The organism is Paraburkholderia sejongensis, assembly GCF_020880815.1.
Taxonomy (GTDB): Bacteria; Pseudomonadota; Gammaproteobacteria; order Burkholderiales; family Burkholderiaceae; genus Paraburkholderia; species Paraburkholderia sejongensis.
Genome location: NZ_JAJITD010000016.1, coordinates 81128 through 95094, shown reverse-complemented (window position 1 = coordinate 95094; position 13967 = coordinate 81128). Strand labels below are relative to the sequence as shown.

The following is a 13967-nucleotide window of genomic DNA, read 5'->3' as shown; positions in this document are numbered from 1 at the left end:
ACGTAGAACACATCGCAGAATCTTTCGTAGAACTCATCGCAGCACACATCGAAGCACCACGAACTAGCCGTCCCATGACGACGCAGGAGACGTGAAATGCCGAGCACCGTGAACGCTGGTCCACGACTGGACAGACTACCCATCTCCGGTTTTCACCGGCGCATCCTCTGGCTGATCGGCGGGGGCATGTTCCTCGATTCGTTCGATATCTATCTGGCCGGCGGCGTGCTCGGCGCGCTCGCGAAGACCGGCTGGTCGACGATGCAGCTAAACGCGGCGTTCCTGTCGACGACTTTCGTCGGCATGCTGTTGGGCGCGTTCACCGCGGGTCTACTCGGCGATGCGAAAGGTCGCAAGTTCACCTATCAGTTCAATCTGGCGATCTTCGGCCTCGCGTCGGTGGCCGGTGCACTCGCGCCGAACATGACGTGGCTGATCGTCTGCCGCTTTTTCATGGGCCTTGGGCTGGGCGCGGAAATCGTCGTCGGTTATGGCTCGGTCGGCGAATTCATTCCGCCCGCGGTGCGCGGCAAGTGGTCCGCGTATCTGTCGCTGATCACGAACTCGGCGCTGTTCTTCTCGACCTTTCTCGGCTATCTGATCATTCCGACGATCGGCTGGCGCGCGATGTTCGCGATCGTCGGCATCGGCGCGCTGATCATGTGGGTGATCCGCAAGAAGATGCCCGAATCGCCGCGCTGGCTCGAATCGAAAGGACGCTACGCCGAAGCGGATGCGATCCTGCGCGCGGCCGAAGCCGAATCGGCTAAAGCTCAGCCGTTGCCGCCGTTCGCGCCGGCGCCCGAGTCGGCGGCGGCAGTCCGCGCGACCACGCTGCTCGACCTGTTCAAAGGCTCGCAAATTCGCCGCATGCTGCTCGCGATCACGGTGCAGATCGGCGTGAACGTGGTGATCTACGGCTTCATCGTGTGGGTGCCGACCTTCCTGATGAAGCAGGGCTTCGGGATGGCATCGTCGCTCGGTTATACGACGCTGATGTCGCTCGGCGGACCCGCAGGCGCATTTGCCGGCGTGCTGATCGCCGACAGGATCGGCCGCAAGAACGGACTGATCGCGGTCGCTGTGCTCGCCGCGGTGGTCGGCTGGCTGTACGGACATTCGACCAGCGTCGCGATGGCCACGGCGCTCGGCTTCCTGCTGTTCACGCTGACCTATCTGATGGTCGCGCTCGGCATCGCCACCTATATCCCCGAGCTGTTCGCCACCGAAAACCGCATGCGCGCGAACGGCATTGCCGGTTGCGCGGGACGCATCGCCGGCATTCTCGCGCCGCAACTGGTGGTCGTCATGTATGCGACCGGCGGCGTGCGCGACGTGCTGTCGGTGATCGTCGGCGTACTCGCCGTGATGGCCGCGGTGCTCGCGATCTTCGGCATCGAAACCAATCAACGCTCGCTCGAAGCGATCGCGCCGCCCCAGACGCTCGATCCCGCTGCCGAGCTCGCCCGCGCGGGCGTCGCGCCGGAGTCGCGTCATTGAAACTTCATTTAAAACCTCATTGAAGCCGACTTGTCTCGAGCCGTCTTCTCCATTCAACCGGATTCATCGACATCAAACGGAACCCGCATGAACGCACAGAACAAACGTCAGCAACTGAAGGCCCGTCTCGCGCAAAAGGAAATCGTCACCGCGCCCGGCATCTTCGATCTGATCTCCGCGAAGATGGCCGATTCGATGAACTTCGAATGTCTGTATATGACCGGCTTCGGCACGGTCGCGTCGTATCTCGGCCTGCCCGATGCGGGACTCGCCACTTACACCGACATGGTCGACCGGGTCGGCGCATTCTGTGGCGCAACCGCTACGCCGATGATCTGCGACGGCGACACCGGCTACGGCGGCCTGCTGAACGTCGCGCACACGGTGCGCGGTTATGAACGCGCGGGCGCGGCCGGCATTCAGCTCGAAGACCAGGAGTTTCCGAAGAAATGCGGGCACACGCCGGGCCGCAAGGTGATCGCGCTCGACGACATGGTGAAGAAAATCAAGGTCGCGGCCGAAACGCGCGACGACCCGAACTTCCAGATCGTCGCCCGCACCGACGCGCGCACTTCGCTGGGACTCGATGAAGCATTGCGGCGCGGCGAAGCGTTCGCGAAAGCCGGCGCCGACGTGCTGTTCATCGAATCGCCGGAGACCGTCGAGGAACTGGAAACGATCGCACGCACGTTCGATACGCCGCTGCTCGTCAATATCGTCGAAGGCGGCCGCACGCCGCAACTGACGCCGGCCGAACTGCAGAAACTCGGCTTTTCGCTCGCGATTTATCCGGCCTCGGGGTTTCTGGCGGTCGCCAGGGCATTGCAGCAGATCTACGGCGAAATCCACGCGCAGCGCGGCACCGCGGGCGCTGAGCAAGCCATGTACCCGTTCGCCGAAATGTGCAAGCTGATGGGCTTCCCCGCAGTGTGGCAGTTCGACCGTGAGCATGCCGAATGAACCGGCGCTAACAAAATTTCACGTTATTCCCCCCACCGGATCGCGTAGCATAGCGGAGCACTTTGCTGCGAGCGCGTGCGCTCGCATTCAACCTATCTGCGGAGGATCTGAAGATGAGTATTTTCGGCGACATCGTTCACAAGCTGTTCGGCAAAGCCAAGCCGGACCAACCTGCCCCCGCTGCTGAACCGACTCCCGACCCGGCCGCCGCGCAAGCCGCCGCACCGGCAGCCGCGCCGCTCGCCGACGTCGACGTCGCCGCGGTGATGGATCAGCTCGTCAGCGAAAGCGGTCAGACGCTGAACTGGCGCACGTCGATCGTCGACACGATGAAGGCGCTCGGCGTGGACAGCAGCCTCGAGCATCGCAAGCAGCTCGCACAGGAATTGAAGTACAGCGGGGATATGAACGACTCGGCCAGCATGAACATCTGGCTGCACAAGCAGGTGATGCAGGCACTCGCGGCAAACGGCGGCAAGCTGCCGCCGGATCTGGCCAGCTAGGTTCGCTAGCCGGGCCGGCTAACTACTCTGATTACTTCGGTTACTCCGATTAATTAGCTAGCCTGGCAAAGCCGCGTGCGGCGAAGCAATTCGCCACTCCCGCGCGGTTGTCCGCGGCAAAGGCGGCGCAACCGCAGATACGGCCGCTGGCAGTCGTTACTCACTTGCATGTTCATGCGAGAAACGATTGCCAGCGGCCGTGCGTTTACCGACGCCCCGCGTGATTAACGAGGGCGACGAAGGCGACAGTCGAACTGATTGCAGCGACAGACACCCGGCTATTGCGCCGCGGTGAGCTTGAGTCCCGGCCTCAATGGCTGAGGCGCTTCCTGTGGACCTTTGCGCTCGTCCGAGACCTGTTCGATACCTTTTCTTGTGACTTCTTCGAGAAAGGTCAGGCGGGCCCGATAGTAGTCGGCGCGTAGCTGGGCGTCGAGCACCAGCTGTTCGGCCTGAAACAGTTCCATGCGCAAATTGTTCAGCGCGCGCTCGGCCTGTTTCTCGGGAGTAGGAGCATGTTGTGAAGCCCAGTTAGCCAGCCACCTCATCATGGTGAAGCCCTCCTTGAGTTCGATGCTCAACGAGCAGACAGGCTATCAAATTCCGCCACGCGCGTGTGTTAATTCGTTTCAGCCGTTGCTTATTGTGCAAGTCATGGTGGGGCAACGCACAATCGCGTGTTAGCGGCGCAACAACCGCGCCGCCGTCGAGCCGCCTTGCCCGGCGCACCGTCTGCACGTCAACCCGCCGGAAGAGAAACGAGAAAAAAGCCCGCGAAGGCGGGCGAATTCCACTCTCGGTCGATAGTGTCATCACGATGACACGCGCAAAGCTTAGCGTTCCTACCGGGCCGGCGTCGGTGGGCTGACGATCAGTTCTGCGCGATTGAACCCGTGCGACGCAAACGAATGACACAGTCGGCGACGTTGGCCAGCGCTGAGTTCATCCCTTAGCGAGATGCAATGCGCCGACGTTGTTCGCAATCGCCCGCGAAAATTGCGCGACCTGGCGGCCCTGCTCGATCAGATCCATCGCCAGCCGGAACGTCACCACGTCCGTCTTGTCCGTCAATCGCAACTTGGCCAGCACGACCTGGCGGGCGGTGGCCGCCAGCTTGTCGATGCTGGCCTTCGCGTCGACCACCTTCGCGACTTCTTCAGGATCCGGTTGCTCGATCGTGCGGATCGCCTGCTCGAGGTTGCGCAGCACCGCGTCGGTGAACGCGGTGGTCGCCGGTTCGCGCAGGCGCAGCAGATCGACCGGCTGGTTCATCCGCTGCTGGCCGACCGACATCAGCGTAACGCCGACAATGCCGCTGATGCTTTCCAGGTTGCTCGCCACCTGGGTATAGCCGACCATCTGCTGCCCCTCCTCCTCCGAGTGCGGAACCTGCGAGAGCTGGCCGATGTAGTGGAAGATTTCGAACGCGAGCCGGTCGGTTTCCTTGTCCTGATCGAGCATCCGGTTGATCTCTTCCATCGTCCCGTTCGACACCATCTGCGAACCGCGCTGCACGATGTCGAACACCTGTTCGCCGAGCCGTGTCAATTCCATCCGCACGCGCTGCAAGCCGAGCGCGGGAACGGTCAGCGACGATTCGTCGAGATACTGCGGCTCGCCCGCGCGTTTGGCGGCCTGCGCGCGTTTCGGCACTACCCATTGCGCGAAGCGCGCGATCGGGTCGGTGAACCAGATCATCACGAGCGTGCCCGCCACGCTGAACAGCGTATGCACATTGGCGACCTGGCGCGGCGCCTCGGCCGCGAGACGGGCGACGCCCTGCAGCTCCGGATACGACGGCGAGATCCAGCGCACGAACTCCGCCATTTGCGGAATCAGGAAGAGCGCGATCACGACGCCGACCACATTGAACACCAGATGCACGACGCCGACCTGCACCGCCTCCGCGGTCTTGCCGATCGATGCGAGCAACGCGGTACCGCAAGTGCCGACGTTCGCGCCGAGAATCAGCGTAATGGCGGCTTCGAGCGGCATCAGGCCCTGGCCGCTCAACGCGATCACGACCGCGAGCGTCGCCGCCGAGCTTTGCACGATCGCGGTGAAGATCGCCCCCGCGATCACGCCGAACAGCGGATTGCGCATGTCCTGCATCGCGTCGATGAACGGCTGATAAGTGCGCAGCGGGTGGGTGGACTCGCCCATCAGCTGAATGCCGAGGAACAGCAGGCCGAGCCCCAGCACGACACGGCCGATCTGGCGCAGCAGTTCGCGCCCGCCGAACGCATGCAGCACGAAGCCGGCCGCGAGCATGTACGGCGCGAGCCGCGACACGTCGAACGCGATGATTTGCGCGGTGACGGTCGAGCCGATGTTCGCGCCCATGATCATCGGCACCGACTGCGTGAGCGTCATCAGGCCGGCGGACACGAAGCCGACCATCAGCACCGTCGTAATCGTCGACGAGTTCAGCAGCGCGGTCACGGCGGCGCCCGCCAACACACCGCGAAACCGGTTCGCGGTCAGCACGCCGATCAGCGAGTGCAGCCGCGATCCCGCGATTGCCTTCAGGCCGCCGGTCAAAAACTCCAGACCGAGCAGAAACAGCGCGAGGCCGCCGATCAACAGCCCGAAGATGCCGAGCAGGTTCATGCCGACCGGGTCAATGTCTGCCAGATAATCAGTCATCCTGTTGGGCCTTTGTTCTGATGACGCAAATCCACCAACGAACGACTGCCGGCTCCAGTCCGGTCGGCGTCCACGCAATGGCTTCTATCGTGTTGTGTCGTTCTCTTCTGTTTGAGGCAGGTACTTAACGTCGGTACTTAAAGCGTAGAACGATGATTGTACTCAGGCAAGAAATTGGGGGCGGCGCAAGCCGCTCTGCGGCGCAACATGCGGCCAGCATAGCAATGCGCAAGCGCGACGCGGCAAGCTCGTCGCTTCTTTCCGCTTGGCAGTTAACCCCTAGGTAAAAATGCCCATCGTCCCGTCCGCTCGCGGGTGCCAATAATAGCTCCACCCTCCAGATAATCCTGCTCACTCACCCCAAAAAGAAGGAGGAGTTATGGCAAATCGCATTGCCTACGTCACCGGCGGTATGGGCGGTATCGGAACCGCCATCTGTCAGCGCTTGCACAAGGAAAACTATACGGTCGTCGCGGGCTGCGGCCCGAACTCGGCGCGCAAGGCCCGATGGCTCGAAGAACAGAAAGCGCTCGGCTATAACTTCGTCGCCTCGGAAGGCAACGTCGCGGATTGGGAATCCACGGTGAAAGCCTTCGACAAGGTCAAGAAAGAAGTCGGCGAAATCGACGTGCTGGTCAATAACGCGGGCATCACGCGCGACGGTGTATTCCGCAAGATGACCCACGAAGACTGGCAAACGGTGATCGACACCAACCTCACGAGCCTGTTCAACGTGACCAAGCAGGTCATCGACGGCATGGTCGAGCGAGGCTTCGGGCGCATCGTCAACATTTCGTCGGTCAACGGCCAGAAAGGTCAGTTCGGCCAAACCAACTACTCGACCGCGAAGGCCGGTATTCATGGCTTCACGATGGCGCTCGCGCAGGAAGTGGCGACCAAGAACGTGACGGTCAACACCGTGTCGCCGGGCTATATCGGCACCGACATGGTCAAGGCGATCCGTCCGGAAGTGCTGGAGAAAATCGTCGCGACGATTCCGGTGCGCCGTCTCGGCACGCCGGAAGAAATCGCGTCGATCGTCGCGTGGATTTCGTCGGATGAGGCCGGCTTTGCAACGGGAGCGGACTTCTCGCTCAACGGCGGTCTGCATATGGGCTAACGGTAACGGCGCCGCGCGACGCGCGGCGCGCACGTTCACGTAATGGCATTTCAGGTTCCGTGATGGTGTCGCGAGCCGGCGCGAGCCGGCCGCGTCAGTGAGCTTATGGCCAGAAAAGCAAGCCCTCGTCGCGAGACTCGCGTGAAGTCGCCGCAGCCCCGCTCCAAAGCGATGCTGCGGCCTATCGTGCCCGCCAAAGCAGGCGAAATCTCGCTCGACTATCACATGACGCTCGAAGCATTGCGCAGCGGCGTCGGCAATCAATATCACGTCGGCAGCATGGCGCAGGCCATTTATATGGCGATGCTGCTCAATCAGCGCGGCTATGGCACACCCGTGCCCGAGCTGTTTCGCGACGCGGAGAGCGTGATTCTGCATTGCCGCCAGAGCGGTCTCGACACCGGCATCTGCGTGGTCGACAGCGATGCGTATGCGCTGCTCGGCGAAGTACTCACGCTATTCGATCAGCAACTCGCGGCGGCGCCGGTGCAGGAACTGATCGCGATCAACGCGAAGCTGAAAACGATTTTCAACACCGCTAATGCGCGGCGCGAAGGCAAGGAGAACAGCGCGTAGCAGCGCGCGTCCATGCCTCTTTACTTATGCAATGCGCCGCGCACACTCGACACGTCGTTGGGAGTAACGGGCCCGGCCGCATTTCCCCAGGTATTCCGAACGAAAGTCAGCACGCGCGCCATTTCCGTGTCGGTCAGCTTGCCGGCAAACGGCGGCATCTTGCGCGGCTCCGGTCCAGTCTCCGTGTGCGGACTACCGCCGCCTTCCACGAGCAGCCGCACCAGCGATGCGCTCGACGCGGACAACACCGCCGGATTGCCCGCCAGCCGCGGATACTTGTTCGGCACGCCGCCGCCATCCATCTGATGACAACGCGCGCAAAACGATGCGTAGATGCCGGCGCCGGGCCGTTCCACCTCGCCGGTCTTTAATGCCTGCGCGGTTTGCCGGGCGGCCTCCGAGCGCGCATTGAAATAGCCGCTCGGCGTGCGCGCCGGCAAACTCTTCAGATAGCCGGCGATCGCGTCTAGGTCGGCGTCGCTCAAGTACTGCGTGCTGTCTTCGACGACCTGCACCATGCTGCCGAACGTGACCAGTCCACCGCCGTGGCCTCGTTTCAAAAATGCGGCGATCTCGGCGGCGGAAATGCGCCCGAGTCCCGAGCCGGGGTCGCCGGTCAGGTTCGGTGCGAACCAGTGATCGTTGGTGCCGCCGGTCAAATACGTCGAGCTCTTTTCGTTATAACCGCGCTCTTCGTACGCGGGTCCGCGCGGCGTGTGGCACGCGCCGCAATGGCCGAGCGATTGCACGAGATAGGCGCCGCGATTCCATTGCGCGTCGCGTTTGTCGTTCGCGTTGTACACGCCTTTCGGCGCGAAGGCCCAGTCCCAGAACATCAGCAGCCAGCGTTGATTGAAGGGGAACGGCAACTGCGTTTGCGGTGCGGGCTCCGCGACCGGCTGCACGCCGTGCATGAAGTACGCGTACAGCGCGTGCATGTCGTCGTCGTTGATCTTCGCGAACGATGGGAACGGCATCGCCGGATAGAGTCGTTTGCCGCCGGCCGCGATGCCGTCGCGCATGGCTCGCGCGAACTCGTCGTAGGTGTAGCGGCCGATGCCGTAGCGCGGATCGGGCGTGATGTTCGACGTGTAGATCGTGCCGAATGGCGAGCCCATGCCGAGACCGCCGGCGAACGGCGATGTGGCGACCGGCTTCGCGCCCGGATGCGGGACGCGCGGCGCGGCCGTGTGGCAGCCGGCGCAATCGGCGGCTTTCGCGAGGTAGGCGCCGCGGGCGATCTGGGCTGTGTCGGCGGGGTCGGCGGTAACCGGCGCGCTGGAAGTGCTGGAAGTGGCTGACGTAGCTGAAGCACCGGCCGCCGCAGCATTTGCCGCGCTTATCCACGCCCACGTGCCCGCGGCCATCACCGTTGCTATCGCCAATGCCACCGCGCCGCCTCGCAGGCCGCAGCGCACGACAATCGCATCGAGCATCCTCTTCGTCAGGTTAGCCTTCGTCATCACCACCACCTGCACGGCGACACGAGCGCGACCGCGATATCCGTCGCGATCAGTGCGAACAGAAACAACCCGCTGCTCATCGCGGCGACATGCACGAGGAACCCGTCGAGTTCCGCGCGCGTGCGACGCTCGCCGAAAAGCGCGCCCCGCTTCAGCGGCGCAATCCGGCGCAGATTGCGCACCGCGACCCAGCTACCGAACGCGCCGGCCAGCAGACACAACACACTGACGCCGATCAGCAGCGGATGCATCCACCACACGATCGGCGTGCCGAGCGGATGGTTGTACGGATAACAGGTCTGCGCGGCCACCGTCTCCGCGATCATCATCTGCACCAGCCACGCGAACGGTGCGGCCAGCAGCGCGATCAGCACATAGCGCGGCGCGACGCGACTGCCCGATTGCGTCGTCATGACAGCGCCCGAAACAGATAAGGCGTCAGATACAGCGTGCTGAAAATAAACAGCCAGACGATATCGACGAAGTGCCAGTAAAGCCCGCCTACCGACAACGCCGCGCAACGTTTGTCGTCGAAATAGCCGAGCGCGGTCCAGATCAGCAACAGCGCCAGCACGACGATCCCGACCGCGACGTGGGCCATGTGAAAGCCGGTAATCGTGAAGTACAACGACCCGTAGAGATGCGAGGTCAGGTTGTACGGACGCTCGTGCCATTCGCGCAACTGAATGCCCATGAAGATGCAGCCGAGCACGATGCCGGCCGCCATCGACGCGACGGCCCAGTGCAATCGCTTGCGTCGCACCAGCTTTTCGCAGCCCCACACGAACACGCTGCTGCTGAGCAGAATGACCGTATTCACGCTGCCCAGGCCAAGCTTCGGCAATCCTTCCGGCGGCCAATGCTGCTGGCTTTGCGACGCGAGATACAGATACGAGAAGATCAGATAGCCGAACAGCGCCGCTTCGGTCGCGATCAGCGTGAAGCAGCCCCACCACCCGCTCGAACGCTCGCCCGCGCTGCCCACCGGCAAGGGCCGCGGGGTATAGATCGGCTCCTGTGCGGGTGAATCGAAATCGACAGCGTCGCTCATCTCAGCCCCCCGCGTTTTCGACCGCGACCGGCTCGCGCTGGATCAACGCGCGCTCGGGCCACAGCCACGCGATGATCGACACCGCGCAACCGGCCAGCATCGCGCCGGCGACCAGCCACGCAGTCAATTGCATCGCCGCGAACAGCAGCGCCGCGAATAGCGCGACCCAGAACGGCGCGTAGGAATCCTCGGGCATCTTCAGGATGATGTCGGGGCTCGCTTCGAGCGGCGTGGTGCCCATCGCTTCACGCCCTTGCGCGAGCAGATAGCCGTCGCGCAATTGCGAGCGCGTCTGCGCGCTCACATCCGGCTCTTCGACGCGGCCCTCCCACAACGGATGCCGGCTCGCGACCGTCGGCACGACGGCGAAGTTATACGGCGGCGGTGGCGAGCTGACCGACCATTCGAGGGTCGGCGCATCCCACGGATTGGCGCAGGCAAGCTTGCCGCGTTTCAGGCTCACCGCAATATCGATCAGAAACAGCAGCACGCCGGCCGCGAACAGAAACGAGCCGAGCGACGTGATCAGGTTGAGCGAATTCCAGCCCATATCGGCCGGATACGTGTACATGCGGCGCGGCATGCCGAGCAGGCCGGCGATATGCATCGGAAAGAACGCGATATTGAAGCCGACGAACAGCACCCAGAACGCGAGCTTGCCGAGCCGCTCGCTGGTCATCCGGCCGGAGAACTTCGGAAACCAGAAGTAAATGCCGCCGATCACCGGAAACACGTTGATGCCGAGCAGCACGTAGTGCAGATGCGCGACGACGAAGTACGTGTCGGTCAGCTGCCAGTCGAACGGCACCGCGGCCGTCATCACGCCCGACACCCCGCCGATCACGAACAGCAGCACAAAGCCCGCGAAAAACAGGAACGGCACGCGGAAAACCGGTCGCCCGGTCCAGATCGTCGCGATCCACGCGAACGTCGCGACCGCGCTCGGCACCGCGATCACCATGCTGGCCGCGCCGAAGAACGACAACGCGAGCGCGGGAATGCCGGTCGCGAACATATGGTGAATCCACACCGCGAAGCCGATCACCATCGTCGCGACCGTCGACAGCGCGACCGGCCCATAGCCAACGAGCGGCCGCCGGCAGAACACCGGCAACGCGTCGGAGACTATGCCCATCGCCGGCAGCACCACCACGTAGACCCACGGGTGCGCGAAGATCCAGAACAGGTGCTGCCATAGCAGCGGCCGGCCGCTATTGAGGACGTCGAAGAAGTGCGTGCCGATACGGCGGTCCATCCACAGCATCAGAAACGCGAGACTCACCGACGGCACCGCGAACAGATTGCCAGCCGATGCGGTCAACGTACCCCACACCAGCACCGGCACGCGGTCGAGCGACATGCCCGGTGCCCGCATTCTCAGCAACGTGACGACGAAGTTCATCGAGCCGACCGTCGTCGAGATGCCGAGCAGCACCATGCCGAGCGCGTACACGTCGATGTTGGGGCCGGTGCTGTACTGCAGGCCCGACAACGGCACGTAGTTGAACCAGCCGGCGTCCGGCGCCTGGCCGCTCGGAAAACTCGCGTACAGGAAGATGCCGGCGAACAGGAACACCCAGTACGACAGCGCGTTCAGACGCGGAAACGCCATGTCGCGCGCGCCGAGCACGAGCGGCCACAGATAATTCGAGAAGCCCGACAGCACCGGCAGCGCGTACAGGAAGATCATCGTCACGCCGTGCATCGTGAACAACTGGTTGTACTGCTCCGGCGTCAGCACGGTCGCGTTCGGACGCGCGAGCTGAACCCGCATGATCAGCGCTTCGACGCCGCCCATCAGCAGAAACGCGAATGCGGTCACCAGATAGCGCAAGCCGATCGCCTTGTGATCGACCGTCGAAAGCCAGCCGCGCCAGCCCGGTGCCGTCTCCCAGATTTCGCGCAAGCGCTTTTCCTGCTCGCTGCCGGGTTCGACGCGGCCGCGCTCCGGAATGCGTTGCAGTGCGGGCGGCGAAACGGGTGACGCGGCAGGTGGCGAAGCGGGCAGCGGATGATCGGACATTGAACAGGGCTCCATGCGTGCGGTGGGCGTCACTGCAGCGTCGCGAGATACGCCGACAACGCGGCGGCCTCGTTCGCGCTGAGCGCGATGCTGGGCATCAATCCATCGGGTTTGATCTGCTGCGCGTGCTGGATCCAGTCGAGCAGATGATCGGGCGTGTTGGCGAGCATGCCGGCCGCGAGCGTGCGGCGCGAACCGAGATGGGTCAGATCGGGGGCCTGCTGGCCGTTGGCGTCGCTGCCGCGAATCGCGTGACAGCCGGCGCAGCGCTCGTCGAACAGATGCTTGCCGGCCGCGACCGCGGCATCGCCCGTGGGTACGCTGGCCGCGCGGCCCTGGGCGTCGCGCCACGCGGAAAACGCGGCGGGGTCCTGCGCGACGACTTCGAACGCCATATGCGCGTGCTGCGCGCCGCAGAACTGCGAGCATTGCCCGCGATAGATGCCAGCACGATCGGCCTGAATCCACTGCTCGTTGGTCTGGCCTGGAATCGTCTCGGTCTTGCCGGCGAGTTGCGGGACCCAGAACGTGTGAATCACGTCCGCGCTTTTGAGCTGGATCTTGACCGGCTCGCCGACCGGGATATGGATTTCGTTCGCGGTACTGAAGTTACGCGCCGGATTCGGATCGCCGCCGTAGTCGGCTTTCCACCACCAGTCGTACGAGGTCACGGTGATCGTCAATTGCGGATAGCTGGCGGGCGACGCGACCGATTCGAGCGTGACCAGAAGGTAGACCAGCATCGCCAGCAGCACGACCGACGATATGCCGGTGCCGACGTAGATCCAGCGCATTCCGCCGGCTTCGGCGTGCAGATCCTCCGCTGGCGCGGCCGGACGTTTGCGCAGCAGCGCGCCGATCAGCAGGCCCGCGATCAGCAGCGCGACCAGTGTCGAGATCGCCGCGAACACCCAGCCGAGATACATCGTCGGCGTGGCTGCGGGGCCGGCCGCGTGCAGGAAGTAGTTGAGCGGAGCCGCGGGACTCGCTTCGGCGGAAGAGACCGTTGACGCCGGTAGCAACGTCAACGCGAACGCCAACGCGACCGTCACCGCAAACGTGCGAGCGCCGCGCAATACACGCCGGGCTGACGTTGCGGACGTTGGCGTTGCTGACACTGGCGGCTCCTCGGGACCTGACGGCGTGACCACGCACACCGGCGCCTGCGCTCGATGTGACGCCCGAGAAGTCGAGCAAAAAGCAGACCGCGCCGGCTTACCGCGCGGTCAGGAAGTTGAAAGTTACGCGGCGGTTCAGGCCCGCGGCGTCTCGGTCGCGCGCGACCACGCGACACAGCCGGCGTAACCGGCCGGCACCTGCAGCCATACCGCGTCGAGTTGCAGCAGCGCGGCGCCGCTGCGCGCGCGCGGATCGTCGAGCGCGACGCGCGGCTCGCGAGCGTCGCCGTCATCGTCGTCGTGGAGCACGGAAAACCACGTCATGCCCTCGCCGATGCCAACGCCCAGCGCTTTCAATAGCGCTTCTTTCGCAGTCCAGATGTCATAGAACGCAGCAACTCGACGCTCGTCCGGCAAAGCCGCCACGGCCGCCTCGTCGCGCGGCGCGAACACCGCCGGCGTCAGCGCCTGCCAGTTCTTGTCGCGACGCGCGACCTCGATATCGACGCCGACTTTGCGCCGTGCGGCGAGGGCGATCAGCGCGTGCTGGCCGGAATGCGATACGTTGAAATCGGGCCACGCGTGAGCGGCCTGATGCGCCGGATCAGCGCTCCCGGCAAGCCGGGGCCGTCCCGCCGCGTCCTGTTCGAAACGCAAGACCGCGGGCGCTATGCCGGTTCGTTCGGCCAGCAGTTCGCGCAACGCGACGCGGGTTGCCGCGTGACGCACCGCGTCTTCGTGGCGCAGATAGCGGGCGGCTTTCGCGCGCTCGGTGTCGGACAGCACCGCGAACGCGTGATGATCGAGCATCGCGGTGAAATCGAACGTCACGCAGAAGACCTCGACACCGGCGGCGGCTGCACGCGGTATCGCGAGCGGCTGGAAATCGAAGTCCGGGGCGGCGGCGGCAAGCGTCGAATTCATCCGATGCGGGTAGTGGTTGACAGGAGGCCGTACCATTTACCTGAAATCGACTCGCGCGGCAAGTGCGCCGGTAACCGCTGCGC

13 protein-coding genes are annotated in these 13967 nt (G+C 64.0%); 5 read left to right on the top strand and 8 right to left on the bottom strand.

The window, feature by feature from the left end:
* The first annotated feature begins 96 nt into the window (after positions 1-96).
* The 3 genes from LJ656_RS26665 to LJ656_RS26655 all read left to right on the top strand — a co-directional run bounded on the left by LJ656_RS26665 (position 97) and on the right by LJ656_RS26655 (position 2963).
* Positions 97-1500, top strand: coding sequence for an MFS transporter (locus tag LJ656_RS26665; protein WP_230512520.1), 1404 nt, complete (start codon positions 97-99; stop codon positions 1498-1500).
* Between the two features lie 87 nt (positions 1501-1587).
* On the top strand, positions 1588-2460 hold the full coding sequence (locus LJ656_RS26660; RefSeq protein WP_230512519.1) for an isocitrate lyase/PEP mutase family protein: 873 nt from the start codon (positions 1588-1590) through the stop codon (positions 2458-2460).
* A 113-nt stretch (positions 2461-2573) separates the two neighbouring features.
* Positions 2574-2963 (top strand): DUF3597 domain-containing protein, encoded by a 390-nt coding sequence (locus LJ656_RS26655; protein ID WP_230512518.1) that lies wholly within the window; start codon positions 2574-2576, stop codon positions 2961-2963.
* Positions 2964-3241: 278 nt separating this feature from the next.
* Here LJ656_RS26655 and LJ656_RS26650 read toward each other — a convergent pair whose 3' ends face one another.
* Both LJ656_RS26650 and LJ656_RS26645 read right to left on the bottom strand, forming a co-directional pair.
* Positions 3242-3514 (bottom strand): hypothetical protein, encoded by a 273-nt coding sequence (locus LJ656_RS26650; protein WP_075299339.1) that lies wholly within the window; start codon positions 3512-3514, stop codon positions 3242-3244.
* 391 nt (positions 3515-3905) lie between these two features.
* Positions 3906-5609: a Na/Pi cotransporter family protein gene (locus tag LJ656_RS26645; RefSeq protein WP_230512517.1), complete on the bottom strand. Its 1704-nt coding sequence runs from the start codon at positions 5607-5609 to the stop codon at positions 3906-3908.
* Between the two features lie 379 nt (positions 5610-5988).
* On the opposite strand from LJ656_RS26645, the gene LJ656_RS26640 reads away from it, so the two are divergent.
* A complete protein-coding gene (locus LJ656_RS26640) occupies positions 5989-6729 on the top strand; it encodes a 3-ketoacyl-ACP reductase (protein ID WP_230512516.1) in 741 nt (246 codons plus the stop codon).
* 186 nt (positions 6730-6915) lie between these two features.
* Complete coding sequence (locus LJ656_RS26635) at positions 6916-7305, top strand: Fis family transcriptional regulator (RefSeq protein WP_230512515.1); 390 nt, start codon at positions 6916-6918, stop codon at positions 7303-7305.
* Positions 7306-7325: 20 nt separating this feature from the next.
* Here LJ656_RS26635 and LJ656_RS26630 read toward each other — a convergent pair whose 3' ends face one another.
* The 6 genes from LJ656_RS26630 to LJ656_RS26605 form a co-directional block, all read right to left on the bottom strand.
* Entirely contained in the window at positions 7326-8672 is a 1347-nt protein-coding gene (locus LJ656_RS26630) for a c-type cytochrome (protein ID WP_425606024.1), read from the bottom strand.
* Between the two features lie 95 nt (positions 8673-8767).
* Entirely contained in the window at positions 8768-9181 is a 414-nt protein-coding gene (locus LJ656_RS26625; RefSeq protein ID WP_230512513.1) for a hypothetical protein, read from the bottom strand.
* Positions 9178-9819: a cytochrome c oxidase subunit 3 gene (locus tag LJ656_RS26620; RefSeq protein WP_230512512.1), complete on the bottom strand. Its 642-nt coding sequence runs from the start codon at positions 9817-9819 to the stop codon at positions 9178-9180. Before LJ656_RS26620 ends, LJ656_RS26625 begins: the two co-directional genes overlap by 4 nt.
* 1 nt (position 9820) lies before the next feature.
* Positions 9821-11842, bottom strand: a complete 2022-nt coding sequence (gene ctaD, locus LJ656_RS26615; protein WP_230512511.1) for a cytochrome c oxidase subunit I — start codon at positions 11840-11842, stop codon at positions 9821-9823.
* 29 nt (positions 11843-11871) lie between these two features.
* On the bottom strand, positions 11872-12894 hold the full coding sequence (gene coxB, locus LJ656_RS26610; protein ID WP_425606018.1) for a cytochrome c oxidase subunit II: 1023 nt from the start codon (positions 12892-12894) through the stop codon (positions 11872-11874).
* 201 nt (positions 12895-13095) lie between these two features.
* Positions 13096-13920 (bottom strand): 4'-phosphopantetheinyl transferase family protein, encoded by an 825-nt coding sequence (locus LJ656_RS26605; protein ID WP_230512510.1) that lies wholly within the window; start codon positions 13918-13920, stop codon positions 13096-13098.
* Positions 13921-13967 lie beyond the last annotated feature (47 nt).